At 73.9% G+C, this 26,660-nt stretch carries 24 protein-coding genes; 13 read left to right on the plus strand and 11 right to left on the minus strand.

Features of this window, described 5'->3' with window-relative positions:
- The first annotated feature begins 124 nt into the window (after window positions 1-124).
- The 3 genes from JQX11_RS03115 (at window position 125) to JQX11_RS03125 (ending at window position 3,926) form a co-directional block, all read left to right on the plus strand.
- Window positions 125-1,381: an ROK family protein gene (locus JQX11_RS03115; protein ID WP_307826038.1), complete on the plus strand. Its 1,257-nt coding sequence runs from the start codon at window positions 125-127 to the stop codon at window positions 1,379-1,381.
- An 18-nt stretch (window positions 1,382-1,399) separates the two neighbouring features.
- Complete coding sequence (locus JQX11_RS03120) at window positions 1,400-2,242, plus strand: LacI family DNA-binding transcriptional regulator (RefSeq protein WP_204923410.1); 843 nt, start codon at window positions 1,400-1,402, stop codon at window positions 2,240-2,242.
- Between the two features lie 127 nt (window positions 2,243-2,369).
- Window positions 2,370-3,926, plus strand: coding sequence for a cellulase family glycosylhydrolase (locus JQX11_RS03125; protein WP_204923411.1), 1,557 nt, complete (start codon window positions 2,370-2,372; stop codon window positions 3,924-3,926).
- A gap of 116 nt (window positions 3,927-4,042) precedes the next feature.
- Here JQX11_RS03125 and JQX11_RS03130 read toward each other — a convergent pair whose 3' ends face one another.
- From JQX11_RS03130 to JQX11_RS03140, 3 genes are all read right to left on the minus strand, one after another.
- Complete coding sequence (locus tag JQX11_RS03130) at window positions 4,043-5,827, minus strand: DUF1996 domain-containing protein (RefSeq protein ID WP_204923412.1); 1,785 nt, start codon at window positions 5,825-5,827, stop codon at window positions 4,043-4,045.
- Between the two features lie 216 nt (window positions 5,828-6,043).
- Entirely contained in the window at window positions 6,044-7,351 is a 1,308-nt protein-coding gene (locus JQX11_RS03135) for a hypothetical protein (protein WP_372444539.1), read from the minus strand.
- A 122-nt stretch (window positions 7,352-7,473) separates the two neighbouring features.
- Window positions 7,474-8,526 carry an NAD-dependent epimerase/dehydratase family protein gene (locus JQX11_RS03140; RefSeq protein WP_307826039.1) on the minus strand — a complete coding sequence of 351 codons (1,053 nt, stop codon included), beginning with the start codon at window positions 8,524-8,526 and terminating at the stop codon, window positions 7,474-7,476.
- A 143-nt stretch (window positions 8,527-8,669) separates the two neighbouring features.
- Here JQX11_RS03140 and JQX11_RS03145 point away from each other — a divergent pair, with 143 nt between their 5' ends.
- The 6 genes from JQX11_RS03145 to JQX11_RS03170 all read left to right on the plus strand — a co-directional run bounded on the left by JQX11_RS03145 (window position 8,670) and on the right by JQX11_RS03170 (window position 14,003).
- A complete protein-coding gene (locus JQX11_RS03145; RefSeq protein ID WP_204923415.1) occupies window positions 8,670-9,329 on the plus strand; it encodes a glycosyltransferase family 2 protein in 660 nt (219 codons plus the stop codon).
- The gene (locus tag JQX11_RS03150) at window positions 9,326-10,003 is read left to right on the plus strand and encodes a TIGR04282 family arsenosugar biosynthesis glycosyltransferase (RefSeq protein ID WP_307826040.1); all 678 of its coding nucleotides are present in this window, start codon (window positions 9,326-9,328) and stop codon (window positions 10,001-10,003) included. The genes JQX11_RS03145 and JQX11_RS03150 overlap by 4 nt, the downstream gene beginning before the upstream one ends.
- Window positions 10,000-10,641, plus strand: a complete 642-nt coding sequence (locus JQX11_RS03155) for a methyltransferase domain-containing protein (RefSeq protein ID WP_204923416.1) — start codon at window positions 10,000-10,002, stop codon at window positions 10,639-10,641. Before JQX11_RS03150 ends, JQX11_RS03155 begins: the two co-directional genes overlap by 4 nt.
- Entirely contained in the window at window positions 10,638-11,807 is a 1,170-nt protein-coding gene (locus JQX11_RS03160; protein WP_307826041.1) for a molybdopterin-dependent oxidoreductase, read from the plus strand. The genes JQX11_RS03155 and JQX11_RS03160 overlap by 4 nt, the downstream gene beginning before the upstream one ends.
- Complete coding sequence (locus JQX11_RS03165; protein ID WP_204923417.1) at window positions 11,804-12,286, plus strand: hypothetical protein; 483 nt, start codon at window positions 11,804-11,806, stop codon at window positions 12,284-12,286. Before JQX11_RS03160 ends, JQX11_RS03165 begins: the two co-directional genes overlap by 4 nt.
- Window positions 12,287-12,566: 280 nt before the next feature.
- A complete protein-coding gene (locus JQX11_RS03170) occupies window positions 12,567-14,003 on the plus strand; it encodes an RICIN domain-containing protein (RefSeq protein WP_307826042.1) in 1,437 nt (478 codons plus the stop codon).
- A 111-nt stretch (window positions 14,004-14,114) separates the two neighbouring features.
- Here JQX11_RS03170 and JQX11_RS03175 read toward each other — a convergent pair whose 3' ends face one another.
- Both JQX11_RS03175 and JQX11_RS03180 read right to left on the minus strand, forming a co-directional pair.
- On the minus strand, window positions 14,115-14,651 hold the full coding sequence (locus JQX11_RS03175) for a hypothetical protein (protein ID WP_204923419.1): 537 nt from the start codon (window positions 14,649-14,651) through the stop codon (window positions 14,115-14,117).
- Window positions 14,652-14,709: 58 nt separating this feature from the next.
- On the minus strand, window positions 14,710-15,084 hold the full coding sequence (locus tag JQX11_RS03180) for a UBP-type zinc finger domain-containing protein (RefSeq protein ID WP_307826043.1): 375 nt from the start codon (window positions 15,082-15,084) through the stop codon (window positions 14,710-14,712).
- A 164-nt stretch (window positions 15,085-15,248) separates the two neighbouring features.
- Here JQX11_RS03180 and JQX11_RS03185 point away from each other — a divergent pair, with 164 nt between their 5' ends.
- Entirely contained in the window at window positions 15,249-15,983 is a 735-nt protein-coding gene (locus JQX11_RS03185) for an alpha/beta fold hydrolase (protein WP_204923420.1), read from the plus strand.
- A 218-nt stretch (window positions 15,984-16,201) separates the two neighbouring features.
- Here JQX11_RS03185 and JQX11_RS03190 read toward each other — a convergent pair whose 3' ends face one another.
- Window positions 16,202-16,885, minus strand: a complete 684-nt coding sequence (locus tag JQX11_RS03190) for an alpha/beta fold hydrolase (protein ID WP_204923421.1) — start codon at window positions 16,883-16,885, stop codon at window positions 16,202-16,204.
- Between the two features lie 54 nt (window positions 16,886-16,939).
- On the opposite strand from JQX11_RS03190, the gene JQX11_RS03195 reads away from it, so the two are divergent.
- Window positions 16,940-17,944, plus strand: a complete 1,005-nt coding sequence (locus JQX11_RS03195; RefSeq protein WP_204923422.1) for a helix-turn-helix transcriptional regulator — start codon at window positions 16,940-16,942, stop codon at window positions 17,942-17,944.
- Here the strand turns inward: JQX11_RS03195 and JQX11_RS03200 are convergent.
- A complete protein-coding gene (locus JQX11_RS03200) occupies window positions 17,938-18,981 on the minus strand; it encodes an arabinan endo-1,5-alpha-L-arabinosidase (protein ID WP_204923423.1) in 1,044 nt (347 codons plus the stop codon). The genes JQX11_RS03195 and JQX11_RS03200 overlap by 7 nt on opposite strands.
- Before the next feature lie 345 nt (window positions 18,982-19,326).
- On the opposite strand from JQX11_RS03200, the gene JQX11_RS03205 reads away from it, so the two are divergent.
- Window positions 19,327-21,498 (plus strand): HelD family protein, encoded by a 2,172-nt coding sequence (locus tag JQX11_RS03205; RefSeq protein ID WP_204923424.1) that lies wholly within the window; start codon window positions 19,327-19,329, stop codon window positions 21,496-21,498.
- A 38-nt stretch (window positions 21,499-21,536) separates the two neighbouring features.
- Here JQX11_RS03205 and JQX11_RS03210 read toward each other — a convergent pair whose 3' ends face one another.
- Entirely contained in the window at window positions 21,537-22,100 is a 564-nt protein-coding gene (locus JQX11_RS03210; RefSeq protein ID WP_204923425.1) for an NADPH-dependent FMN reductase, read from the minus strand.
- A 62-nt stretch (window positions 22,101-22,162) separates the two neighbouring features.
- Window positions 22,163-23,599: a DHA2 family efflux MFS transporter permease subunit gene (locus JQX11_RS03215; RefSeq protein ID WP_204923426.1), complete on the minus strand. Its 1,437-nt coding sequence runs from the start codon at window positions 23,597-23,599 to the stop codon at window positions 22,163-22,165.
- Between the two features lie 84 nt (window positions 23,600-23,683).
- Here JQX11_RS03215 and JQX11_RS03220 point away from each other — a divergent pair, with 84 nt between their 5' ends.
- Window positions 23,684-24,142 (plus strand): MarR family winged helix-turn-helix transcriptional regulator, encoded by a 459-nt coding sequence (locus tag JQX11_RS03220; RefSeq protein ID WP_204923427.1) that lies wholly within the window; start codon window positions 23,684-23,686, stop codon window positions 24,140-24,142.
- A gap of 87 nt (window positions 24,143-24,229) precedes the next feature.
- Here the strand turns inward: JQX11_RS03220 and JQX11_RS32915 are convergent, their stop codons facing one another.
- Both JQX11_RS32915 and JQX11_RS03230 read right to left on the minus strand, forming a co-directional pair.
- The gene (locus JQX11_RS32915) at window positions 24,230-25,132 is read right to left on the minus strand and encodes an ABC transporter substrate-binding protein (RefSeq protein ID WP_204923428.1); all 903 of its coding nucleotides are present in this window, start codon (window positions 25,130-25,132) and stop codon (window positions 24,230-24,232) included.
- Window positions 25,133-25,169: 37 nt separating this feature from the next.
- Window positions 25,170-26,657 carry an MFS transporter gene (locus JQX11_RS03230; RefSeq protein WP_204923429.1) on the minus strand — a complete coding sequence of 496 codons (1,488 nt, stop codon included), beginning with the start codon at window positions 26,655-26,657 and terminating at the stop codon, window positions 25,170-25,172.
- Window positions 26,658-26,660 lie beyond the last annotated feature (3 nt).

Consider the following 26,660-nt stretch of genomic DNA (forward strand, 5'->3'; position numbering starts at 1 on the left):
CGGGTCGGCGGCCCGCCCCTCGGCCACGATCCTGGGCCATCGGGGTACTTGTATACTCTGGTCCGCCGACCTAACAGCCCCTGGCAGAGAAGCAGTGAGCGGACCAGCAGCGAGCAAACCCCAGGTGAGCAGCAGGTCGGTCGTCCTCGACGCGATCCGCGCGGCCGGCACGATCAGCCGGGTCGGCCTGATCCGGGCCACCGGTTTCACCGCGCCGACCATCTCCACCCTGGTCCGCAAGCTGATCAACGAGGACCTGGTGGTCGAGACCGGCCACGCGAAGTCGACAGGCGGCAAGCGGCGGGTCCTGCTCCAGCTCAACCACGCCTCCCGGTACGCCGTCGGCGTCCACCTGGACCACGGCGTCATCACGTACGCCCTGACCAACCTGGGCGGCACGGTGGTGGCCCGGATCTCCCGCCCGGGTGCCGGCGCGCAGGAGCCGGCGGTGGTGGTCGCCCGGATCGCCACCGAGATCGCCGCGCTGATCGACGGGGTCGGGGTGGAGCGGGACCGCATCCTCGGCGTCGGCCTGGTGTTCCCCGGGCCGGTCAACGCGACCCGGGGCATGGGTGGCCCACCGGACGTGGGGCTCGCCCCCGCCATGCGGCAGTGGAACGGCTTCCCGCTGGGCGCGGCGCTGGAACAGGTGACGACCCTGCCGGTGGCGCTGGACAACGACGCGACCGCGGCGGCGCTGGGCGAGCACTGGACGGGCGGGTTCGGCACGGCGGCCTCGGCCGCCGCCCTCTACATGGGCACCGGCATCGGTGCCGGGCTGGTCATCAACGGCAGCACCTACCGGGGGCCGAGCGGCAACGTCGGCGAGCTGGGGCACGTGTGCGTGTCGGCCGACGGGCCCCGGTGCTGGTGCGGGGCGCGGGGCTGCGTGGAGGCGCTGGCCGGGCCGGCCGCGGTGGTCGCCGCCGCCCGGTCGGAGCCGGCGACGGCACGGGCGGTGGGGTTCACGCCCGGCGTCCGCCGGCCCTCGGTGGTCGCCGACTTCGCCGCGATCAGCCGGGCCGCGCGCCGGGGTGAGCCGCACGCGCTGGCGTTGCTGGAGCGGTCGGCCCGGCACGTCGGGGTGGCCGCCCGGACGCTGGCGAACCTGATGGACCTGGAGGTGCTCGTGCTGACCGGGCCGAGCCTGGCCACCGCCGGGTCGGTGTACCTGCCGATCGTCCGGCACGAACTGCGTGCCTGCTTCGCCCGGGGCACGCACACCGTCGACGTCCGGCTCTCCCGTTCCGCCGCGACGGCCTCGGCCGTCGGCGCGGCCGCCCTGGTCCTCGAATCCGAGCTGGTCCCGCCGGGGCACGGACCACGCCCGCCCGAGCAGGTGGCCGGTCAGCGGGTCCGGCTCACCGAATCGGCAGGCTGAGGGACCCGGGGGTACGCGATGGACGACACGTGGCGCACGAGCGCGGTGGGGCTGGTGCTGGCCCGGCCGCCCCGCCTGCTCGGCACCGAGCCGTTCTTCATGGAGTTCATCGCGGGCATCGAGGAGCGGCTCGCCGCGCACGGCCGGTCGGTGCTGCTGCACGTCGTCGCGCACCACGACGCCGAGATCGCCGCGTACCGCCGGTGGGCGCGGCAACGGCTGGTCGACGCGGTCGTCCTGGTGAACCCGTCGGTCGACGACCGCCGGCCGGCGGTGCTGCGGGACCTGCGGCTGCCCGTGGTGGTCGCGGGTGAGCCCACCGACGACAACCCGGCGGTACGCCGCGACGACGCCGGTTCGATGCGGGCGGCCCTGGCGCACCTGGTGGCCCTGGGGCACCGGCGGGTGGCCCGGATCAGCGGACCGGACGCGCTGCTGCACACCCGGACCCGTACGGCCGCGATGCTGACGGCGGCGGCGGAGTCGGCCGTGGACGCCGTGGTGGTGGCGGGTGACTACTCGGCGGAGTCGGGGGCGCGGTTGACCACCGGACTGCTGGACGGGCCCGAACCGCCCACCGCGATCATCTACGACAACGACCTGATGGCGGTGGCGGGCCTGCACGCGGTCACCGAGCGGGGTCACCGGGTCCCCCGGGACGTCAGCCTGATCGCCTGGGACGACTCCAGCCTGTGCCGCCTGGCGTCGCCCGCGCTGACCACGATGAGCCTCGACGTGCACTCGTTCGGCGAGTCGGTCGGTGAGGCGGTGCTGCGGCTGGTCGCCGGCGAGACGGTGCCGCAGCGCTGGTGTGCCACCGAGACGGTGGTCGCCCGGGGCACGACGGGCCCGCCCGGGTAGCGCGGGAAACGGTTCCACCTGGCTATCCGTCGAAACGGCATCGATACGCTTGACTTAGTAAGGCGAATAAAGAAAGCTCGCAGGCGCGCTCCCATCGACGCTCCCCTCTATGCCTAGGAGAGCTTCCATGACACGTCGTCATGCCCTGCTGGCGGCGACAGCCGCCGGCACACTGGTGGCCGCCAGCCTGACCGCGGCCACCCTGCCCGCCTCGGCCGCCGCCGCTGGCTGTGCGGTCACCTACACCGTGCAGAGCCAGTGGCACGGCGGGTTCAGCGGCAACGTCGCCATCACCAACCTCGGCTCGGCGCTGGCCGGCTGGACGTTGACGTTCGACTTCCCGGACACCGACCAGCGGGTCACCCAGGGCTGGAGCGCCACCTGGTCGCAGTCCGGTGCCCGGGTGTCGGCGGCCAGCCTGAGCTGGAACGGTGCGCTGAACACCGGCGCGTCCACCACGATCGGCTTCAACGGCGCGTGGAGCGGGACCAACCCCGTACCCACGTCGTTCGCGCTCAACGGGACGACCTGCACCGGCGTGGTCAGCCCGACGACACCCCCGCCCACGACGACGCCACCGCCGACCACCCCACCGCCCACCACGCCGCCACCCACCACTCCCCCGCCGACCACCCCGCCGCCGACCACCACCCCGCCGCCGGGCGGGGCCGCGCCGAGCCTGCGGGTGTCGGGCAACCGGCTGGTGACCGCCGCCGGGGCGACCTACCGCCTGCTCGGCGTCAACCGGGCCAGCGGCGAGTTCGCCTGCGTCCAGGGCAAGGGCATGTGGGACAGCGGCCCGGTCGACCAGGCCTCCGTCGACGCGATGAAGGCCTGGAACATCCGCGCGGTGCGCATCCCGCTCAACGAGGACTGCTGGCTCGGTCTGTCCGGGTCGCCCAGCGGCCCCGCCTACCAGCAGGCGGTCAAGGCGTACGTGAACCTGCTCGTCGCCAACGGGATCAACCCGATCCTCGACCTGCACTGGACCCACGGCCAGTACACCGGCAACATCTCGGCCTGCACCGACGTGAACGCCACCTGCCAGAAGCCGATGCCGAGCCGGCAGTACACGCCCCAGTTCTGGACCGGGGTCGCCACCGCGTTCAAGGGCAACGACGCGGTGCTGTTCGACCTGTTCAACGAGCCGTACCCGGACGCCGCCAACAACTGGTCGGACATGACGGCCGCGTGGCGCTGCCTGCGTGACGGCGGCACCTGCACCGGCATCGAGTACCCGGTGGCGGGCATGCAGAGCCTGGTCGACGCCGTCCGCGCGACCGGGGCCACCAACGTCCTGCTCGTCCCCGGCCTGACCTGGACCAACGACCTGACCCAGTGGCTGGCCTACAAGCCGACCGACCCGCGCAACAACATCGTCGCCTCCTGGCACTCGTACAACTTCAACGCCTGCGTCACCGAGACCTGCTGGGACACCCAGATCGCGCCGGTGGCCGCGCAGGTGCCGGTGCACGCCGGGGAGATCGGCCAGGACACCTGTGCCCACGACTACATCGACAGGTTGATGACCTGGCTGGACAGCAAGCGGCTGGGCTACACAGCGTGGACCTGGAACCCGTGGGGTTGCAGCGGCGGCAACGTGCTCATCGAGGACTACAACGGCACCCCGACCAAGAGCTACGGCGAGGGCTACCGGGCCCACCTGCTCTCCGTCACCCCGTAACCGAGCGACCGACCCACGTCGGTCCGTCCGGCCGGGGTGAGCCCCGGGTCAGCGCGACACCACCGCCCTCGGCGTGGCGGTGGTGTCGCGCGGCCCCGTGCCGGGCGGCCCGGCGGTCAGGAGCAGTTCTTGCCCTTGTTGATGCAGGTGGCGATGCGCTGCATGGTCTGGGCGGAGTTGACGTTGACGAAGTCGTTGTGGTCGGAGAACGGGTTGTGGTTCTCCTCCGGGAACGAGTCGAGCGCGTACTGGCCCTTGAGCTGCACGTCCCGGGGGATGTCGTAGCCGACGGTGATCCTCAGCTGCGGGATCGCCCGGAAGCCCTGCGGGCAGGCGCCGGTGGCCCGGTCGGCGAACGCGACGTGGTTGCGGTGGTTGTCGCTGTCGATGTTCCTGCCGTCCCAGCAGCCGGGGAAGTCGTGCACCCGCTGCACCTGGCTGCCGGCGGGGCAGATCGGGTACTTGTCGGCCAGCCGGTCGGCGAAGCCCGAGCAGGTCCAGGTGGCGCGGGCGTTGGCCGGGCCACGGCTGGTGGGCTTGGCGTCACCGGTGAGCGCCCGGAGGAACTTCGGCATCGGCACCACCCGGCTGACGGGGTTGCCGCGGTACTCGATCAGCACCTGCGCCGGGCGGACGATGCCGCCGGTGTTGCCGGGCAGTTCCAGGTCGGGACCCTGCGGGTCGGGCAGCACGGCGGCGGTGGTGGGCGCGGCTGCTGTGGTGGGCGCAGCGGTCGTGGGTGCGTTGCCCGGGGTGCCGGGGGCCTGATCCAGGGTGCAGGTGGCGAACGCGTCGAGGCCCTGCGGGCGGGCGGCCTGCCTGCCGATCGCGATGGCGATCCGGTCGAGCACCGCGATCCGCTTGGCGCGCAGCGGGCCGAGGATGGCGTTGTCGACGAAGGCCGGGCCGCCCTGGCCCCGGCTGGTGACGAGGCGTTCGTTGGCCTCGGAGAGCTGCCTGTCGAGTTCGTCGAGGTTGCGGTTCACCTCGGCGAGCGCCCCGGCCGGGACACCTGGCAGCTTGTCCCGCACGGTCGGGCACTGGATGCGCGGGTTGGCCGCCTGGGCCGCCGTGACGCTGGCGCGGTGGGCGCCGGCGGGCATCCGGGCGTGCATGTCGTCGTAGCTGACGTCGCACTCGACCAGCGAGACCAGGCCGGGCTGGTTGCCGCCGGCGGCGGTGACCGTGGTGCTGATCTGCCTGATCGTCGCGGCGCGGCGGGCCCGCAACGCGTCGGTGACCTCCCGGTTGAACGCGGCGTCGATGCGGCCCCGGCTGGCGGTCATCCGCTGGTTCGCGGCGGCCTGCTGGCGGTCCAGGTCGGCAAGCAGCCGGTCGACGGTGCCCCGGGCCCCGGTGGGGACGGCGCGCAGCCGCTTTCCGACCGAGGGGCAGACGACCATCGGTTGGGTCTGGGCGAGGGCCTGCCGCACCTGGTCGTCGTTGCGGACACTTTTGTCGATGCGCACCACCGGCCAGAAGTAGGACGACTTGTCGCCGTTGCGGCAGGTGGTGCCGGAGGCGTCCAGGTCGGCGTTGGAGGAGTTCGCGGTGATCGCCAGGTTGCCGACGAAGTCGTGGACGTGTTCGGCGCCGTTGCGGATACCGGGCTGGGCCACCGGGTTGTCCGGGCTGAACTTGCCGTTGCCGTTCGTGCCGCAGTCCACGGTGAACCGGCCGGTCGACGCGCCGGCCGCCGGCTGCGGGACGCGCACGTTCGGCGGCACCTTCTCGATGGGCACGAACTGGTCCAGGCTGGTGGCGGCGTCCGCGGTGCCCCGGCCGCCACCGGAGACGAAGGTGACGGTGAGCGCACCGGTGGCCGCCAGCACCAGCGCGGCCAGGGCGATCCGGGCCGGCCGGGTGTGGACCAGCGGGGTCCCGTCGGGTCTGCGGTTCATCGGGAATCTCCTCCAAGCCGGAAACCGGCTGCGGTGATGTGCTGTCTGCCGGGGGTACGGCCCGGCGGGTGGGAAACGGTCACCGTCGGGCGGGTACGTCATGGTTCGGTAAGAAGTCCCGAGCCCGACCGGGCGCAGCCGGACGCGGCGGCCGGGTGACGGGGTCACCGGGCCGCCGCGGGTGACGGCGTCGTCGAAAGGTGGGAGGGCGGTGGACTACCAGGTGGTCAGCAGCAGGTGGTTGACCGTGAGCGCGACCGCCGCCTGCACCACGAGCCAGCCGCGCCGGTCGGCCGCGGGGATCAGGGAGGCACCGGCCGTCAGCCAGACGGTGAAGGGCAGCCAGATGCGTTCCACCTCGGCCTTGCTGTAACCGGAGAGGTCCGCCGCGACGATCATCGCGGTGGCGGCGAGCGGCAGCAGCCAGGCGGCGTGCTCCGCGTCCGGCCGCCGCGCCGCGAGGGCCCGCCGGCCGGCCGGGACCGCCCGCCGCAGGATCACCGCCGCCACCGGGCCGGCGGCCACCACGACCAGCGCCAGGTCGGCCCAGACCCAGTAGCCGTACGCCCGGTCGGCGGCGATCCCCTGGTAGTAGCGTTCGACGACCAGGTGGTAGCCGGTGGGCCACCAGAACCCGGCGGCGGTGAACCCGGCGACGACCGGCAGTGCCCCGACGAACGCCCACCCCACGGTGCGCCGGTGGCGGCCGGCCAACACGACGGCCGCCAGCGCGAGCGGAGCCATCAGCACCAGCCCGTACGACAGGTAGCAACCGAACGCCAACAGGGCCCCACCGGCGAGCGCCCCCACCGCCCGCCCCCGGGTGAGGCCGTGGGCCAGCAGGGCGATGCCGGTGGCGGTCACCCCGGCGAACAGCCCGTCGGCCGACACCCCGGCCCAGACCGCCCCGGGGAACAGCACCACGAACGGCAGCACCGCGCGGGCCGCCGCCTCGGTGCCGAGCAGTCGTACGGTGTGCGGCACGGCGACGGCCACGAGGCCCGCCACCAGGATGCACAGCGTCCCCGCCCACCCCCCGCCGGACAGCCCGACCCGGTCGAGCCCGACGAAGACGAGCAGCGCCCCCGGCGGGTGGCCGGAGACGTGGGTGGTCCAGGAGTCCGGTTGCCCGTCAAGGATCCGACCGGCGAAGCCGGCCAGCATGGCGGGGACGTCGGTGACGCCGGGCACCTCGTGCAGGTATTCGTGGCGGGTGGTCAGCCGCCCGGCGACGCCCCGGTGCCAGCCGTCGACCAGGGCCAGCGACAGCGTCCAGGCCACGGCGGTGAGGTAGCCGAGGGCGAGCAGCGGTCGCCAGGGCAGCCGGGCGGCCACCGCCGGCCCGCGCCAGCAGACCAGCGCGGCCACCAGCAGGGCCGCCGGGGTGCCGATGCCGAGGTGCGGCAGCCACTGCGCGAACAGCGGCGCGGCGCTGGCGTGCACCGGGTGGCCGAGCAGGTAGAGCACCCCGCCGGTGACGGCGGCCACCGCGAACAGGCCGACGGCGGCAGCGGCGGCGAGCACGTCGGCACGCGGCGGGCGGCGGCGGGGGCCACCGTCCGGCTCCGTCCGGAGTCCTCCTACGCCCTCGGGCGGAGCCGGACGGGTGCCGGGAACCCGGGCCGGACGGTCGCCGGGGGTGCCGCTCACCCGCGCAGGGGGGCGTGGGCGAACTCGGCGATCCCCTCGGCGAGTCCCACGGTGGCCCGGAACCCGAGTTCGGTTTCCGCCCGGCTGGGCGAGGCGACCACGTGCCGCACGTCGCCGAGCCGGAACTCGCCGGTGACCACCGGCGGCGGCCCGTCGGCGGCGCGGGCCAGCTCCGTGGCGACCTCGCCGATGGTGACCGGCCGGCCGGAGGCCACGTTGTACGCCCGCCAGCCGGTGCCGGTGCCGGTCGCGTTCAGCGCGGCGAGGTTGGCCGCCGCCACGTCACGGACGTGGACGAAGTCGCGGCGCTGCCCGCCGTCCTCGAAGACCCGGGGCGCGCGGCCGGCCTCCAGCGCGGACCGGAAGATCGCCGCGACCCCGCTGTACGGGGTGTCGCGGGGCATCCCCGGCCCGTAGACGTTGTGGTACCGCAGCGCCACCACCGCGCCACCGGTCTGTCGCGCCCACGCGGCGGTCAGGTGTTCCTGGGCGGCCTTGCTGGCGGCGTACACGCTGCGCGGGTCGAGCGGATCGTCCTCGTCGACCAGCCCCGGGGTGAGCGGGGCGGCGCAGCGCGGGCAGGTCGGCTCGTACCGGCCGGCGGCCAGGTCGGCGACGGTACGCGGCGCGGGGCGCACCGGACCGTGCCCGGCGCAGGCGTACGCGCCCTCGCCGTAGACCACCATGGAGCTGGCCAGCACCAGCCGGTGCACGCCCGCGCGGGCCATCACGGCGAGCAGCACGGCGGTGCCGAGGTCGTTGCAGCCGACGTACTCGGGCAGGTCGTCGAGGTCGACGCCGAGGCCCACCATGGCGGCCTGGTGCACCACCGCGTCGACCCCGTCGGCCAGGACGGCGGCGAGGGCGGGCCGGTCCCGGACGTCGAGCCGGACGAGCGGTGCGCCCGCCACGGTGTCCGGCAACGGACCGCGGTGCGCGCCGGGGTGGCCGGAGTCCACCACGGTCACCCGGTGGCCGGCATCGTGCAGGGCGGTCACCACATGGGTGCCGATGAAACCGGCGCCGCCGGTGACGAGTACGTGGGTCACCCGCCGACGGTAGGGCCGGTGACCGCCGTCGTACGCCGGCCGCGACCAGCCGTCAGTGGTTCGTAAGAACTGCGCGGCGGCCGGGGATTCCGTCATCGTCAGGTAAGAACTTCCGGGCGGCTGGTGCCCTAGCGTCGCGCAGCATGACCGATGTGGTTCTTCCCTGCCGCGACGAGGCCCCGGCCCTGCCCGACCTGCTGGCCCGGATGCCGGCCGGCTACCGGCCGATCGTGGTGGACAACGGCTCGACCGACGGGTCGGCGGCGGTGGCCCGGGCCTGCGGGGCCGAGGTGATCAGCGTGGCCGAGCCCGGGTACGGCGCGGCCGTGCACGCCGGGGTGCTGGCGGCCGACCCGGTCGACGGGGTGGTGTGCGTGCTGGACGCCGACGGATCGTTCGACCCGGCGCAGCTTCCCCTGCTGGCCGATCCGGTCCGGTCCGGCGCGGCGCACCTGGGCACCGGCCGGCGTCGGCCGACGGGACGTGGGGTGTGGCCCTGGCACGCCCGGGTCGGCAACGCCGTGCTGGCCCACCGGCTGCGCCGCACCACCGGCCTCGACGTGCACGACATCGGGCCGATCCGGGCCGTCCGCCGCGACGACCTGCTGGCGTTGGGGTTGCGGGACCGCCGCTTCGGTTACCCACTGGAGCTGCTGATCGCGGCCGGCCGGGCGGGCTGGCGGGTGGTGGAGGTCGACGTCGACTACCACCCCCGGGCGGCCGGTACCCGGTCGAAGGTGACCGGCACGGTGCTCGGCACCGCCCGCGCCGTGCGGGACATGGGCACGGTGCTGGCCCGGTGAACGCCCACCGTCCACCGACCACCCTGCGGGTGCTGGTGCTGGCCAAGACGCCGGTGCCCGGCCGGGTCAAGACGCGGCTCTGCCCGCCCTGTACGCCAGTGCAGGCCGCCCGGGTCGCCGCGGCGGCCCTGGCCGACACCCTCGACACCGTCGCCACGGCCACCGTCGACGCCCGGGTGCTGGTCGTCGACGGTGACCTGCCGGCCCCGCCGGGCTGGACGCGGCTCGCCCAGCGGGGTGGCCCGCTCGCCGACCGGCTCGCCCACGCGTTCGTCGACACCCGTACGGCGGGCGCGGCGACCCTGCTGGTCGGCATGGACACCCCGCAGCTCACCGCCGCGCACCTGGACACCGCGTGGGACCTGCTCGGCCGGGCGGACGGGCCGGACGCGGTGCTCGGGCCGGCCGAGGACGGCGGTTGGTGGACGCTGGGGCTGCGCGATCCCGGCCACGCCACGGTGCTGCGGACGGTGCCCACCTCCGTGGCGAGTACCGGCGCGCGTACCCTGGCCGCGTTGCGCCGCCGGGGCCTGCGGGTGCACCTGCTGCCCCGGCTGCGGGACGTGGACACCGCCGTCGACGCCCACGCGGTGGCGGCGCTGTGCCCACCGGGCAGCCGGTTCGCCCGCGCGGTCGCCGTCGACGTCCCGTCGTCGACGGCGGTGGCCGGATGAACGCGGTGGCGCTGTTCGACGCCGCGTTCGACCGGGCCGCGTCGGGTGTCCCCGCCGCGTTCACCGCCCGGCATCCCAGCGGCGGGGTGCTGCGCTTCGACCCGGCGCTCTGGTGCCGGGACGCCGTCGCCGGGGACGCGTCGCTGCTGGCCCGTTGCACCGGGCCGACCCTCGACGTCGGGTGTGGACCGGGCCGGCTCACCGGCGCGCTGATCGACGCCGGGCGGCCCGCGCTCGGCATCGACGTCAGCGCCACCGCCGTCCGGTTGGCCCGGCGGCGCGGCGCGGTGGCCCTGCGCCGGGACGTGTTCGGGCCGGTGCCGGGGGCCGGGCGGTGGCGGCACCTGCTGCTGGCCGACGGCAACGTGGGCATCGGCGGCGACCCGTACCGGCTGCTGCGCCGGTGCCGCCGGCTGCTGGCCGCCGACGGTCGGCTGCACGTCGAGTGCGCGCCCCCCGGCACGCCGGCCTGGTCCGGTACGGCCACGGTGCGGACGCCGGACGGTGCGGACGGTCCGTTGCCCTGGGCCTGCGTACCCCTGGACGGTCTGTCGACGCTGGCCGGACAGACGGCGCTGCGGGTGCGCGACACCTGGACCGAGGCGGGCCGGTGGTTCGCCACCCTCGACCCCCGGTGAGCGGCCGTACGCCGGTGCTGCGGCGGCCCGCCCGACGGTGGTCGGCACCAGCCCCCGACCGGTTCCCGTCCCCGCTGCGGTCGACCCGGCTGACCAGCCAGCTCGGCGTCGCGCTCGGGGTGGCGTTCGCCGTGTGTTTCCTCACCGGGCTGCTCAGCCACCTGATCCAGCATCCGCCGGGCTGGTTGCGGTGGCCGGCCCGGCCGGTGGGGCTCTACCGGTTCACCCAGGGGCTGCACGTGGCGACCGGGCTGGCCACGGTGCCGCTGCTCGGGGCCAAGCTGTGGTCGGTCTACCACCACCTGTTCCGCTGGCCGCCGGTGCGGTCGGTCGCGCACGCGGTCGAACGCGCGAGCGTCGGTGTGCTGGTCGCCGCGGCCCTGTTCGAGGTGGTCGGCGGGGTGTTGAACGTCGCCCGCTGGTACGCGCCGATGCCGTTCTTCTTCACCGCCGGGCACTACCGGGTGGCGTGGCTGGCGGTGGGTGCGCTGCTGGTGCACGTCGGCGTGCAGTTGCCGGCGGTCCGGGCCGCGCTGGCCCGCCCGGGCGTCGAGTCGCCGCAGGAGCGGCTCAGCCGGCGCGGGCTGCTCGCCGGGGTGGCCGCCGCGGCCGGGCTGATCACCCTGACCACGGTCGGGCAGACCGTCCGGCCGCTGTCCGGCCTGGCGGTGCTCGCCCCGCGCCGGCCGGACGTCGGCCCGCAGGGGCTGCCGGTGAACCGGACCGCCCGCCGGGCCGGGGTGGACGTCGGGGATCCGGCGTACCGGCTGGTGGTCGACGGGCCGGGCGGGCGGGTCGCGTTGGATCTCGCCGCCCTGCACGCCCTGCCGCAGCACACCGCCGACCTGCCGATCGCCTGTGTGGAGGGGTGGAGCGCGACGGGGCGGTGGACGGGGGTGCGGCTGCGGGACCTGGTCGCGCTGGTCGGGGCGGACCCGGACCGGGCGAGCGTCCGCGTCGAGTCGTTGGAGGCGGCCGGCCGCTACCGGGCGTCGACGGTCGGCCCGGCGCACGTGGGTGACCCGGCGACGCTGATCGCGTTGCGGCTGGGCGGGGAACCCCTGCATCCCGACCACGGCTACCCGGCCCGGTTGATCGCGCCGAACCGGCCGGGCGTGCTCCAGACCAAGTGGGTCGGCCGGCTCGTCGTGCGGGAGGCGGGGTGAGGACCCGGGTGGCGCTCGTCGCGGCCGGCACCCTGCTCATCGGGTACGCCGTGGCGGGCGCGTGGGCCGACCCGGAGCTGGCCCCGGCGGGGGTGCTGGTGTTCCTGGCCGGGGTGCTGGTCGGGCACGACGTCGTCTGGATGGCCGGGGTGCTGGCCGTCGGGGCGCTGCTGGCCCGGTTCGTCCCGCGCCGGCACCGGCCGGTGGTACGGGCCGGGGTGATCGGTGCCGCCGCGCTCACCGTCGTGGCGCTGCCACTGGTGCTGGGCTTCGGCCGCCCGCCGGACGATCCGTCGGTGCTGCCGCTGCCGTACGGCCGCAACCTCGCCGTGGTGCTGCTGCTCGTCGCCGCCGCGACGGCGGTGGGCTGCCTGCCGGTGGAGCTGCGGCACCGTCGACGCACGGCCGGTCGGGGCGGGACGGGGGCGAGGTCGCGGGCCGACGACGCGAGCACGCCAGGGCCTGTCGATCCACCGTGACCGGGTGCCGCCCGACGACGACACCACCCCACATCGAACGATGCCCGTCGATTATTGACACCCCGGAAACGATCGCTGAGACTTGTCTGCAACACGTAGGCAACAATCAGGGCACCGGTCGCGACGCACCAATGTTAACGCTAACAGCGATCTCGGTGCGATGTCCCGACCAGAGAGGCCCGATCACGTGACCGACCACTCCCCGACCCGGACCACGTCGTCCCCAGCGGCGTCGCGGCGACACCGTCCGCTCCGCCGGCTGCTGGTCACGCTGGCCGCCGTGGCGACCGCGATGGTCGGCGGCGCGGTCGTCGTGTCGTCCCCGGCCACCGCCGCCACCAGCGGGTTCCGTGGCATGAACTGGGCCGTGCTGGGCGACAACTTCAGCACCGGCCCGCTCGTCGTGCAGGGCCTCAGCGCCTCCGACAGCAACGCGACGGTTCGGGCCAAGGCCAACGCCCTCTACGACGACATGGCCGCCACCATGGGGGTCAACACCGTCCGGCTGCCGATCAACACGCACACCGTCGGGACGGCGTGGTGGGAGGCGTACCGGGGGGCCATCGACGCCGCCACCGCCCGCGGATTCAAGGTCATCCTGGCGTACTGGGAGGACGGCGCCGCCTCCGGTGGCCGGATCACCAACCTCGCCGCCTGGAACGCGATGTGGTCCACGGTGACCAACACCTACGGCACCAACCCCAACGTCTACTTCGAACCGATGAACGAGCCGCACGGCTACAGCTCGGCGGAGTGGCGCACCGTGGCCGCCAACTGGCTCAGCTACCACTACTCGGCGGTGCCCGGCCGGGTGCTCATCGGCGGCACCGGCTTCAGCCAGGACCTGCGGGACATCTGCAACGACAGCCGGTTCAACGCGACGCTGCTCTCCTTCCACCACTACGCCTTCTTCTACGGCGAGATGAGCTACGACGCCTTCCGCAGCCACATCCAGACCCGCCTGGGCAACTGCGCCTCCCGCGCCGTCGCCACCGAGTGGGGCGCGCCGATGAACGACGGCCGCAACTACGCCGACGCCAACAGCACCGACAACTTCGTCAGGCACATCCGGGCCATGGCCCAGGTGATGCGGGACAACCAGATGGGCGGCACCTACTGGCCCGCCCTCGGCGGCAAGCCCGGCACCATCGGCTACGACTGGTACTCGATGTACGCGCTCAGCGGCAGCGGCACCGACCTCAACCTGAGCATCCGCAACCCCTCCGGGGCCGACCGGGTCCGCTACGGGTGGGGCGACACCGTCGGCGACGGCCCCACCACGCCACCCCCGAGCACCGGAACGTACTACCGGCTCACCGTGCGGCACAGCGGCAAGGCGATGGACGTCCAGCAGCCGAACACCGACAACGGCGCGCGGGTCGGCCAGTACACCTACGCCGGCAACGCCTGGCAGCAGTGGCAGTTCGTCGACGCGGGCAGCGGCTGGTGGCGGCTGGTCAGCCGGCACAGCGGAAAGTGCCTCGACGTGACCAGCGCCTCCACCGCCGACGGCGCCGAACTCATCCAGTACACCTGCGGCAGCGGCACCAACCAGCAGTTCCAGATGGTCACCAACGGCAGCTACTTCCAGCTCCGGGCCCGGCACAGCAACAAGTGCGTGGACGTGCCGGCCTCGTCGACCGCCGACGGCCAGGTGCTCAAGCAGTACACCTGCAACACCGGCGCCAACCAGCAGTGGTCCCGCACGGCCGTCTGACGCCCCGTCCCGACCCGGCCACCGCACCGACCCGCGCACCCGAGCGGTCGGTGCGGTGGCCGGGTGTCGGGTCTCCCGTGGGCCGGTGATCCGCGATCGCGGGAGCGGGCCCTACGGGGTGGGCCGGCTGCCGGCGGCGGGGCCGGGCAGGCGATGGGACAGCTCGCGGCGCAGCCGGTCACGGCCGGGGCTCAGGTAGACCAGTGGAACCCGGATCTCGTACGGCCGGCTCTGCCCGGCGACCGCCCACTCCCACCGGGCCAGCGGGGGGACGGTCCGGTCCGGGTCGGCCGGCTCGACCACCAGGACCGGGTACAGCCGCCCCGTGATCTCCGCGCGGGCGACGTTCGACCACCCGATGACCAGGGTGCGCTCCCCCGGCCCGGTCACCTCGAGGTGGTCCGGGGTGAGCCGCAGCGGCAGCCGGGGCTGGTGACCGGTGGACGACGGACGAGCCGCCCCGCGCAGGAGCCCGAGGGCCAGGATCCACCCCGGAATCCACAGCCCGTCCCACCACGGGTCACCGGTGGCCAGGTTGACCACCGCCACCACCAGCACCGCCGTCGGCAGGCCCGCCGCCAGGAGGGCGACCTGACGCCTGCGGGAGCGACGGAACTCGATGGTGGACGGTTCGTCGGCGGCGGTCACCGCAGTGACCTGCCCGGCAGGTCACCGGGCCAAACGGGCCGTCCCGCGGGCATGCGCGTCAGTGCAGCCGACGCTTCCAGTCCTCCGGTACCCGGCCTTCGGGGCCGGGGGCCGGCTGGTCGGACGGACGCGACTGCGGCGGGGCCAGCTCCGGGCCGTGCGGGTGGAACTGGTCGGCCGGGTAGTCCCAGAACCAGTCCTCGCCGGGTTCGAAGCTCTGCACCACCGGATGCCCCTCGCCGGTGGCGTGCGCCGTGGCGTGCTGGCCCGGCGACGAGTCGCAGCAGCCGACGTGGCCGCAGGCCGCACAGCGGCGCAGGTGGAACCACCATCCGCCGGACGACTCGCACTCGACGCAGCCGGGGCCGCTGGGCGGGGTGGCCGGATTGATCCCCACCGTGGTCGCGGTGATCGGCTCGGGTTGATCCTGCACGCGGCGTTCCTCTCGACTCGCCGGCTACGGTACCCGGACCGTCGCCGTGACGTCCCGCCCCGGTTACCCCGGCCGGGTGAGCCGGCCGCCCGGGGCACGACGTGGCGCGGCGACGACCGCAGAATGGAACGGACATCCGCGCCACTGTCCGGAGGTACCCGGCAATGTCCATCACCACCGCACGGCCCGGCACCCCGACGGTCGTCCTCGTCCACGGCGCGTTCGCCGAGTCGGCGAGCTGGGCCGGGGTGATCGCCGCCCTGGTCGACGACGGCTATCCCGCCGTGGCGGTGGCCAACCCGCTGCGAGGTGTCCGGCACGACGCCGACTACCTGCGCGCCGTGCTCACCGGGATCGACGGGCCGGTGCTGCTCGTCGGCCACTCCTACGGCGGCATGGTGATCTCCAACGTGCCGGTGGCCGGCACGGACGTCACCGCGCTGGTCTACGTCGGGGCGTTCGCACCCCTGGCCGGGGAGAGCGCCGCCGACCTGGCCGGCCGGTTCCCCGGCAGCACCCTGGGCGACACGCTGGCCCCGGTGACGCTGCCCGACGGGGCGACTGACCTCTACATCCGGCAGGACCGCTACCACCGGCAGTTCGCCGCCGACTCGACGGCGGCGCAGGCCGCGGTGATGGCGGTGACCCAGCGGCCGATCGCCGAGGCGGCGCTGGGTGAGCCGTCCGGGGAGCCGGCCTGGCGGTCGCTGCCGTCCTGGTTCCTGTTCGGCAGCGAGGATCTCAACATCCCGGTGGCGGCCCACCGGTTCATGGCCGAGCGGGCCGGCTCCCGGCGGACGGTGGAGGTGCCCGGCGGTTCGCACACCGTGGCCATCCCGGAGGCGGGCATGCTGGTCGACCTGATCAGGGAGGCCGCCGGGGCGACCACCACGCCCTGACCGCCCGGCCCGAACGGCTGGTGCCGCGTTACGGGGTACCGCTGCGGGGCCGCCGGCCGACGCCGGCGACCCCCGGGCGGACCACCCCCGGCGGTGCTCCCACGCGCCCCGCCGGCCCGGGTCACCCGACCGCACCGGTGCGCCCCCGTTCACCGTCGCCCGGTGCCGCCGGGTCACCGGCGGGCCCGGCAGGGTCGGCCGGGTGCGCGCCGGACCCGTCAGAGGTCGGCCAGGATGCCGGCCAGTTCGACCGGCCGGCTGAGCATCGGCCAGTGCCCGGAGTCGATGTCGACCAGGTCGACGTGCCGGGCCTTGGCGAGTTCGGGCAGGTCACCGGCGTCGATCAGGGCCTGCGCCTGGGCCGGGGAGAACTCGGGGCAGACCAGCGCGACCGGCACCTCGTACCGCCGGGTGTCGGTCAGCCGGACGGTCCCCCGGGCGACCTGCTCGGGCACCGGGACGGCGGCGGCGGCGAACTCCCGCCGGGCCCGGTCGTCGAGGTCGGCCGCGTCCGGGCCCTCGAAGGGCGCCCAGCCGGGGAAGGGCATCACGCCGTCCTCGATCGGGAAGAAGTCGGCATAGGAGTCCCCGTCGGCCGGTGGGAACCCGCCGATCAGCACGACCCTGCTCACCGTGGAGGGCCGGGCGTCGGCGGCCAGCCAGGCCAGGGAGCAGGCGGCCGAGTGCCCCACCACCACCGACCCGCCCGGTGCCGCGTCGACGGCGGCCAGTACCGCGTCGAGCTGGTCGTCGAGCGTCGCCGTGGTGTTCCCGTCCCCCTGGCCGGGCAGGCGTACCGCCACCGCGTGGCGGCCGCGCGTCGCCAGTTCGGCCACCACGCCGTCCCACACCGGGGCATCGAGCCAGAGACCACCGACGAGGACGATCCGTTCATCAGTCATACGGGTCAACCTAGAGCCGGTTCCGGACGTTTTCCTTCCGGTACCGTCCGTGGCGTGGAGAACGTCAGCCCCACCGCCCGCGCCCTGCGGACGCTCGACATCCTGCGCGACCGGCCCGGCACGACGGCCGCCCAGCTCGCCGCGGGCCTCGGCGTGACCGAGCGCGCCGCGCGCCGCTACGTCGAGGTCCTCCGGGAGGCCGGAATCCCGGTCGAGTCCGTCCGGGGGCCCTACGGGGGTTACCGGCTCGGCCGGGGTGCGCGGCTGCCGGCCGTCGTGTTCACCCAGGAGCAGGTCCTCGGCCTGGTGATGGCCGTGCTCGACGGACAGCCGGCCGCGATCGACGCCGACGGGCTGGTCGGCGCCGCGTTGAGCAAACTCATCCGGGCACTGCCCGACAACGTCGGACGGCAGGCGGTGGTACTACGCACGTACGCGGCGGCCGCCGCCGACCGGCGGGCGGTGCACGCCGACCCGATCACGACGAGCGCGCTGGTCACGGCCGTGGCCGACCGTCGCCGGGTGGCGGTCGGCTACACCACCGAGGGTGGCACGTCGTGGGAGGTCGAGGTCGACCCGTGGGCGGTGGTGGTGCGCCACGGCCGCTGGTACCTGCTGTGCCACTCGCACCGGGCGGACGCCGTCCGCACGTACCGGATCGACCGGATCGGGGCGGTGCGGCACCTGCCGCAGCCGTTCACCCCGCCCGCCGACCTCGACCCCGTCGCCACCCTGGAGGCGCATCTGGGCTCCGGGTGGAGGTACCCGACCCGGGTGGTGTTCCACGAGCCCTACGAACGGGTGGCCCCCTGGGTCGGGCCGACGATGGGTCGGCTGGAGCCCGCCGGCGAGCGCTGCGTGCTCACCGGCAGCACCACCAACACCCGGATGTACGCCGGGGAGTGGCTGGCCGCCGTCCCGTTCGGGTTCACCGTGGAGGAGGGGCCCGAGCTGCGGGCCGCGGTGGCCGCGCTCGCCGCCCGCCTCACCGCCGCCGTGGCCGACGACCCTGGACCGGCGGCGGCGCGGTCGGAGGACGAACCCCGCCCCGGTCAGTAGACGAACGGCCAGCCGGCGGTGTCGTAGCCGAGCAGGTTGATGCCGAGCAGCGACGTGCCGTTGTCGGCGTAGTAGTGGTAGACGAGGACCTCGGCGTCGGTGTCGGTGAACACCGCCTGGTGCCCGGGCCCGTGGATGCTGCCGTGCCCGGCGAGCACCTGGGTGCCGCCACCGGCGGTCATCGCCACCCCGTTGCGGTCGACGTACGGGCCGGTGACCGAGGTGGACCTGCCCACCATGACCCGGTAGGTGCTCGCCGCGCCCTGGCAGCACCTGTCGAACGACACCCACAGGTAGTAGTAGTTGCCGTGCCGCACGATCACGGGGGCCTCGATGGCGCCCCCGTTGCGGCCCGCGATGCTGAGCACGGTCGTGTCGGAGCGTTTCCCGGTGGCCGGATTCAGCGCCACCATCTTGATGCCGGACCAGAACGACCCGAAGCTGAGCCACCACCTGCCGGTGGCGTCGACCACCAGGTTGGGGTCGATCGCGTTGAAGTTGTCCGAGGTCCGGGACTCGATCACCAGACCCTGGTTGGTCCAGCTGCCCGACGCACCGGTGGTGCTCGTGGCCAGGAAGATCGCCGACCGGTTGGAGCCGAACGTCGAGGCCGAGTAGTACAGCCAGTACCGGCCGTCGCGGTAGGTCAGGTCCGGTGCCCACAGGTTGCGACTGCCCCCGGTGTACGTCGTCGTCCACGGCGCGCCGCCGGGGAACACCGTTCCCGCGTTGCGGAACGCGACCCGGTCGGTGGAGGTCTTGAGCGCGATGTTGTCGCCGGTGTGCGCCAGCAGGTAGCCGCCACCGGGGCGGATCACGACCGTCGGGTCGTGCACCCCGACGTCGCCGGTGACCCGACCCGGGCCGGGGTAGGACGCGGGTGGCGTGGTGGGGGTCGCCGCCACCCGGGGCGCGGCCGTCGACGCCGACGGTGATCCTCCGGCGATGCCGGCGGCCACCAGCACGACCGACAGGCAGACCGACGCCAGCCGGCGGAGGGTGGACGGATTCTGTACGGACGCGAGCGAAGTGGTCACGACAGTTCCCTGGGTCGGGCGTCGGGCAGCGTGATGCCGACGCGACGAGACGTCGACAAAAATGTCGAGATCATTGCATTCGTGTTTTCCCCGAAGTTAACGCAGCCATCGAAGCATGTCAACGCTTAGCGCTGCTGCTCCCCGCCCGCGGACGCTCCCGGAAGGGGCGGCACGACCCGCCACGATGGGACAGGGCCACGAACGGCAAGGAATTGCGAGCTATTGAGACGCTCATCTCCGCCGACAGCATCGGGACGCGACGAGGAGACAGCGACCCTATGCTTGTCGCCGGAATGCCTGCGGCCGGTCGGGTGGCAGGAAAAGCACCAGTCCGAGGATCTACGAATGCGTCGGAAATCTGCTCTGGACAATGGCATCGCCGACGTCACCACGGCAATTACCCGCAGTGGAACGTCAACCTCCCCCGCAGCGGACGCCGCGCGCCGGTCCGCGGTCGCCGAGGAACAGCAGTTTCTCGACTCGGCCATGGCCCGGCGCGACGCTCTCGTCGACCACCTGCGGGCAGAGCTTTCCTCAGCTGCCCTGGACGTGTTGGAACGGGCGCGGCTGCGCCTGCTCCGCCAGCAGTACGAGCAGCTGCGGCAGGCGCAGGAACGGTTGGTCTTCGGCCGCCTCGACGGTCGTGACGGCACCGTGCGGCACGTGGGCCGGGTCGGCCTGCGCAACGACGACGAGGACGGTGAGCCGCTGCTGCTGGACTGGCGCGCTCCCGCGGCCCGGCCGTTCTACACCGCGACGGCTGTCGACCCGCAGGGGCAGGCGCGGCGTCGGCACATCCGCACGACGGGCCCGGTGGTCGTCGGGGTGGACGACGAGCCGCTGGACGGGACCATGACAGCGGAACTCGTCGGTGAGGGCGCACTGCTGGCCGCCCTGGACCAGCGGCGCACCGGTCACATGTCGGCAGCGATCTCCACGCTGCAACGCGAACAGGACGACATCATCCGGGCGGAGGCGACGGGCCCGCTGATCGTGCAGGGCGGTCCCGGCACCGGCAAGACGGTGGTGGCCCTGCACCGCGTCGCCTATCTGCTGTTCGCCCACGCGACAATGGCCGACCAGGCGGTCCTGGTCCTCGGCCCCTCCCCGCGCTTCCTCCGGTACATCGCCCAGGTGCTGCCCGCGCTCGGTGAGACCGCCGTCGTCTCGGCGACCTGCGACACCCTGCTGCCCGACATCCGCGTGGGCCGCGACGAGAGCCGCACTCTCGCCGAGATCAAGGGCCGCGCCCTGTGGCAGGCCGCGCTCGAGAACTATGTCGGCTCACTGTTCCCCCGGCCCCGTGAGTTGAAGCTGCGCTGGGAGGGCGAGTTCTACGTCATTCCCGCCGGGACGGTCGCCCAGATACTCGCCTCGGTGCGGGGGCGTCCCTATCACCGGGCCCGCGAGGCGTGCGCCGAGCAGCTGCACCACCTCCTGACCGAAGCCGTCGTCGACCGACGCGAGGCACTGATGCACGCGATGGAGGAGGGTTTCGAGGACATCCTCGCCCGCGTCGACCGGAGCATGGAGCAGGACCACCGGCCCGGAGGTGGGCCCACCGGCAGTGACGTCGACGGGCTGCTCTCCGAGGAGGAGATCGACATTCTCCGGGGTCGGATCGGGGAGAACGCGACCATCGCCCGGTTCGTCGAGGCCTGGTGGCCCACCCTCGACGCCGAAGAGCTGGTGAGGAATCTCCTGACCGACCCCGCCCTGCTCGCCCGCTTCGTTCCCCGGTTGTCCGCAGCGGAGATCACCGCCGTATCGACCGAGCCCACCGCACCGTGGGCTTCGAGCGACATCCCCCTGCTCGACGCCGTCGCCGACCTGCTGGGCGAAACCGAGGCCCCGCCGCCGCCTGGCGATTTCGTCGCCGACCACGCCCGCCGGCAGCGCGGCTGGGTGTACGGCCACGTCGTCATCGACGAGGCGCAGGAGCTGTCCGAGATGCAGTGGCAGATGGTGCTACGGCGTTGTCCCGGTCGATCCGTCACGGCGGTCGGCGACATCGATCAGACGGAGGCGGCGCACCGGCACACCACCTGGGCACAGGCGGTACGGGCAGCTTTCGGCGAGCGGTGGACCGCGGCGGAACTCACCATCTGTTACCGCACCCCGCGCGAGGTCATGGACCTCACCGGGCCCGTCCTGAAGCAGGCCGGTAGCCACAACTCCCCGCCCCGGGCGGTGCGTTCCTGCGGCATCGACCCCTGGATACGCACGGTCGCCCCGGCGGAGCTTGCCGCCACCGCTGCCCGGGCGGTGCGGCAGTTGCAGCAACGGTGGCACGGCGGCACGGTGGGCGTCATCGCCCCCGCCGACCGCATCGCCGAACTCCACGCCGTACTGGGTGACGTACCGGTGCTCACCGCGGTCCAGGCCAAGGGACTGGAATGGGATGCGGCGCTCCTCGTCGACCCCCAGGGCATCGCCGCCGGGCCGCGTGGATGGAACGGCCTCTACGTCGCGCTCACCCGATGCACCCAGGAACTCGGACAGCTGGTTCTCGCGTAGCGGGAGTCTGCGGTGTGCCGCCGACCCCCGGCGGCCGGTCACCGCCGACGCACCGTGGCCAGCGCACCGCCCCAGGCCGTCACCTGGTCGAGCATCCGGTGCAGGACGTCCACCTGGTTGCCGGTGGGCCGCACCTCGCCGTCGACGTCGAACTCGGCGAAGCAGTGCAGGCCGACCTGGTCGCGGACGTCGGCGACGTGCACTTCGGCCAGCACCAGCCGCAGGTGCTCGACGGCCCGGACGCCGCCGTTGAGGCCGTACCCGACGAAACCCGCCGACTTGTGGTGCCACTCGGTGTAGAGGTAGTCGATCGCGTTCTTCAGCACGCCGGGACAGGAGTGGTTGTACTCCGGCGTGACGAAGACGTACCCGTCGTAGGAAGCGACGGTCCCGGCCCAGCGGCGGGTGTGCGCGGCGGTGTAGTGCTCGGGCCCCATGGCGGCCGGGACCGGCTCGTCGAGGTGCGGCAGGTCGTGGTCGGCCAGGTCGACGACCTCGTAGACCGCGTCGCCCCGCTCGGCGGCCAGCCGGTGGACCCAGCGGGCCACCGCCGCGCCCCGTCGTCCCGGTCGGGTGCTGCCGATGATGATGGCGGTACGCATGAGATGACCTCCTGATCGGTGGGATGTGCCCGGTGGGGTTCCGGTCACCGGGCCTGTGCACGTCAGGCGCGTCGCTGCGCCCGGTGCAGCCGGGCGGCGAGGACGAGGGCGACCAGCGCCATGCCGGTCAGCCACCGGAAGGTGACCCGGAAGGCCGCGGCGACCTCGGCGTCGGAGCCGGCGTCGGCCAGCGCGCCGGCAAGCACCACCGCGCACAGCGCGCTGCCGAGCGCACCGCCGACCCGGGACAGGGTGTTCACCTGCGAACTGGCGTCCGACATCTGGTCGGATCGCACCCGGGCCAGCGCAGCGGAGACGACGGGTGACCCGGCCAGCGCCAGACCGACACCCCGGACCACCTGGAGTGCCTCGACGAGCACCAGGTCGGGGTCGGCCGGCAGCAGCGTCATCGGAATCGTGCCGACCACGACGACCATCAGGCCGACCAGGGCCACGACGCCGCCACCGTGCTCGTCGGCCAACCGGCCGGCGAGGGGAAAGGTCACCGCGGCACCGAGGCTGAACGCCATCAGCAGCAGCCCGGTGTCGACGATGTCCCGGCCCGTCCCGAGTTGGAAGTAGAGCGGCATCACGATCAGCCCACCGAACAGGGCGGCACCGGAGAAGACGATGGTGCCCGCCGCGGCGGCGTAGACGGGGTCCCGGGCCAGGCGTAGGTCCATCAACGGCTCGTCGGCGCGCAGCGACCGGTGGACGAAGAGCGCCAACGCGACGAGCGCGGCCACCAGGGGCACCAGCACCGGCGGCGCGAGCAGTTCGCCGTGGTCCATCGCCCGGGTGACGGCGTAGGTGAGCAACGGCAGCCCGAGTGCGACCAGCAGCAGGGCCGGCAGGTCGAGCCGGCCGGCCCGGCCGGCCTCGCCGCGTGGGACCACCCGCAGGGCCAGCAGCAGTCCGACGATCCCGATCGGCACGTTGACCAGGAACAACCAGTGCCAGGAGAAGTTGTCGACGAGCAGGGCGCCGATGATCGACCCGAAGGCCGGGGCCAGGATCGACGGGACGCTGGCGACAGCGATGACCCGACCCATCCGCTCCCGGCCGGCGGCCTGGCCGAGGATGGCCATTCCGGCGGGGATGAGCAGTCCGCCGGTGAGCCCCTGGAGCACCCGGGCGACGACGAGCATGTCGGCGCTGCTGGCGAGTGCGCACGATGCGGAGGTGAGCGTGAACCCGGCCAGCGACCAGAGCCAGAGCCGGCCGGGCCCGATCCGCCGGCTGAGCCAGCCGCAGACCGGCAGCGTCGCGGCGAGAGCCAGCAGGTAGCCGCTGTTGATCCATTGCGCCTCGGTCAACGACGCGCCCAGGTCGCGCCCGATGACCTCGATGCCGACGTTGACCAGCGAGGTGTCGATGCCGGTCAGCACCGAGCCCGAGGCGAGGACGACCGCGAGCCACCACACCGAGGCCGGCACCGCCGTGGTGGGGACACGTCCCGTCGCGGAGGCCGGGTCGGCGTTCCCGCCGGCTGCCGTCATCGCCACCTCCGACCCGAGAATTGTTGGACCTCCAACGATATCAGTGAAGTCGTTGGAGGTCCAACGTTTAGGTACACTGGGCGGATGACAGAGCGCAGCGAACCGACACCGGGAGCGCCACCGGCCCGGCTGCCGCGGCTGACCAGCTGGCTGCTCCACCACGCGGCGGCCCGCGCCAACCGGGTCGTCACCCGGCACCTGGACCGGCCCGCCGACCGGATGCGGTACGCCATCCTCGCCGCGCTCGACGAGTTCGGCGGCATCAGCCAGGCGGACCTGTGCCGCCGGCTCGGCATCGACCGGGGCGACGCCGTCGACACGCTCAACGCGATGGCGGCCGAGGGGCTGCTGCGCCGCGAGCCGGACCCGGCGGACCGACGTCGCAACGTCGTCCACATCACCGCCGCCGGGACCGCCCGGATGCGCGAGCTGGACGACCTGGTCGACGCGGCCCAGGACGAACTGCTCAGCGGATTCACCCCGGCCGAACGCGCCCGGCTCAGCCGCCTCCTGCACCGCCTGGTCGACCTGCCGCCGGGCTGACCGGCAGGCCACCGACGGCCCGGCCGCGTCCAGCGGGTGCCGGGCCGACCCGGACGTCGTCGGCCGGGCCGGCCCCCGACACCCCGGTCAGACCGGGACGACCCGGTTGTCCACGATGGAGGTGAACGTCGACTCGGGGGTGATCAGACCCCACTTCACCATCCACCGGTAGGTGCGCTCGAACTCGGCCTCCGGGTACGGCTGCGGGTCGACGTAGCGCAACCGGCCCAGCCGGAAGTCCACCGGCTCCAGCTTCACCAGGTCCTCGGGCACCTCGGCGACGAAGTGGTGCAGGTACGGCCGGATGTCCTCGTTGATCTTCTTGACCGCCCGGCGGACGGCCCGGTCGACGGCGGCGAAGGTCGCCGGGTCGACGTCGGCGCTGGCGATCTCCGAGCCGACGTAGAACGCCTCGGTGATCAGCACGTAGCCGAGCTTCTCGGCCGCGGTGGTCCACGGCTCCATCAGCGCCACCGCGTCGATCTCGCCGTCGCGCAGTTTGCGGAACCGTTCGGCCGGTCCGCCGGCGTGCACCACCTTGATCTCGTCGGGGTCCAGGAAGCCCTCCAGGGACTGGATGGCCAGGTAGTGCGAGCCGTGGTGGAAGTTGACCCCGACCGTCCGGCCGGCCAGGCCCTGCGGGTGCTTGATGCCGGAGTCGGGCCGTACGAAGATCGCCTGGCTGGCCACCGAGGCCCGCTTGGCGATGATCTGGCCGCCGCGCCCGCTGTCGTGGGAGCGGCGGATCTGCCCCCACTCGCAGGCCCGGTAGAGGGAGACGTCGCCGCTCTCGAACGGTGTGGAGATGCCGCCGAACGAGCTGACGAGTTCGTGCTCCTCGATCGGCTTGAGCACCGTGTCGTACGAGCCGGGGGCGACCAGTTCCAGGTCGATGCCCTCCTCGGCGAAGTAGCCGTGCTCCAGGCCGACGAGGTACGGCAGGGTGAAGATGGCGCCGCTGCGGACGCTCCTGACCTTGGTGAGTGCCACCGTGGTGGTCCTTTCTGTACTGGTGTCGTGCTGTGCGTTATCGGGCGGGTGTGGCGGTCGGTGCTGCCGTCGGGGCGTCCTCGATCCCCACCACCTCCTCTCCCGGGGTCGGGTCGGACGGCGGTCGCAACAGCCGCCACGTCGCGTACGCGCAGGACGCGGCGGTGGCCGCGACGAGCCCGTACGCGACGCGCAGGGCGGTGGTGAAGTCGTCGCCGGCCTCGGCGGCGACCCGGGCGACGTCGTCGGTGGGCTGGCCGGTCAGGGCCAGCACGGACACCACCACCGCGCCGAGGACGGCGACGCCGAGGTTGGTGCCGATCTGCCGGGAGGCGCTGGTGATGGCGCTGGCCACCCCGGCCCGGTCGCGGGGCAGGCTGTTCACGGCGGTGTTGGTGGCCGGCGGGTTGACCAGGCCCATGCCGGCGCCGAGCAGGAGGTAGCCGACGAGCAGCGGGGCCAGGCCCGCGTCGGTGGTGACGGTCAGGGCGAGCAGGGTCATCGACGCCACGAACGACAGGTGCCCGACGGTGGCGGGCAGCCGGCCGCCGTGCCGGCCGACGATCCGGCCGGAGACGTTGGCGAGCACGAGTGTGCCGAGGGTGGTCGGCAGGGTGAGCAGGCCGGTGGCCAGCGGGCTGAACCCGCGGACCTGTTGCAGGTAGAACGTGTTGACGAAGGTGAACCCGCCCAGCACCAGGTACGCCACGACCGCCGTGAGCACCGCGCCGCGCAGCGCGGGGATCGCCAGGTGGCGCGGGTCGAGCACCGGGTCGGGGCGGCGGCGGGCCGCCGGCAGGTAGCCGACGGCGGCGGCGACCGCCACGGCCACGGCGACCAGGACCGGGCCGGTCGACCAGCCCCGGGTGGGGCCGTCGATCAGGGCGAACGTGAAGCCGACCAGGACCAGGGCGGCCAGGGTGTTGCCCAGCGCGTCGAGGCGGCGGGGCGGGCCGTCCACCACGCCCGGCGGCAGCAGCCGGGTGCCCAGGTAGAGCAGCGCCGCGCCGCCGACGCTCACGGCGAACAGGCTGCGCCAGCCGGCGGCCTGCACCAGTACCCCGCCGACCAGGGGCCCGCAGGCGGCCGACACCCCGGCCGTCGCGCTCCAGGTGCCCAGCGCCCGGCCGCGCCGTACCGCGTCGGGGAACAGGTTGGCGATGAGGGCGAGGGCGGGCGGGGCCATCAACGCTCCCCCGACCCCCTGCACGCCCCGGGCGGCGATCAGGGCGGGCGCGTGCGGGGCCACCCCGCACAGCACCGATCCCGCCGCGAACACCAGCAGCCCGACCCGGAACACCCGCCGCCGCCCGTACCGGTCGGCGACCGCACCGCAGAGCAGGGTGAGGCTGGCCCGGACCAGCGCGTTGCCGGTCGCCACCCACTGCAGCTCGGTCGTGCTCAGCCGCAGTTCGCGGTGCACCGACGGCAGGGCCAGGTTCAGCGCCGCGCCGTCGAGGACGCCGAGGAACAGCGTCCCGCAGCACACCAGCAGGGCGGCGCGGCTGCGCCAGGGCAGGGACATCGC

The organism is Micromonospora humida, from assembly GCF_016901255.1.
Lineage (GTDB): Bacteria > Actinomycetota > Actinomycetes > Mycobacteriales > Micromonosporaceae > Micromonospora > Micromonospora wenchangensis.

Coding starts and splice junctions, on each gene's coding strand:
- JQX11_RS03125 (WP_204923411.1), top strand. CDS start 2,370: ATGACACGTCGTCATGCCCTGCTGGCGGCGACAGCCGCCGGCACACTG.
- JQX11_RS03190 (WP_204923421.1), bottom strand. CDS start 16,885: ATGACTGATGAACGGATCGTCCTCGTCGGTGGTCTCTGGCTCGATGCC.
- JQX11_RS03205 (WP_204923424.1), top strand. CDS start 19,327: ATGCGTCGGAAATCTGCTCTGGACAATGGCATCGCCGACGTCACCACG.
- JQX11_RS03230 (WP_204923429.1), bottom strand. CDS start 26,657: ATGTCCCTGCCCTGGCGCAGCCGCGCCGCCCTGCTGGTGTGCTGCGGG.
- JQX11_RS03155 (WP_204923416.1), top strand. CDS start 10,000: ATGAACGCGGTGGCGCTGTTCGACGCCGCGTTCGACCGGGCCGCGTCG.
- JQX11_RS03145 (WP_204923415.1), top strand. CDS start 8,670: ATGACCGATGTGGTTCTTCCCTGCCGCGACGAGGCCCCGGCCCTGCCC.
- JQX11_RS03185 (WP_204923420.1), top strand. CDS start 15,249: ATGTCCATCACCACCGCACGGCCCGGCACCCCGACGGTCGTCCTCGTC.
- JQX11_RS03120 (WP_204923410.1), top strand. CDS start 1,400: ATGGACGACACGTGGCGCACGAGCGCGGTGGGGCTGGTGCTGGCCCGG.
- JQX11_RS03130 (WP_204923412.1), bottom strand. CDS start 5,827: ATGAACCGCAGACCCGACGGGACCCCGCTGGTCCACACCCGGCCGGCC.
- JQX11_RS03220 (WP_204923427.1), top strand. CDS start 23,684: ATGACAGAGCGCAGCGAACCGACACCGGGAGCGCCACCGGCCCGGCTG.
- JQX11_RS03215 (WP_204923426.1), bottom strand. CDS start 23,599: ATGACGGCAGCCGGCGGGAACGCCGACCCGGCCTCCGCGACGGGACGT.
- JQX11_RS03210 (WP_204923425.1), bottom strand. CDS start 22,100: ATGCGTACCGCCATCATCATCGGCAGCACCCGACCGGGACGACGGGGC.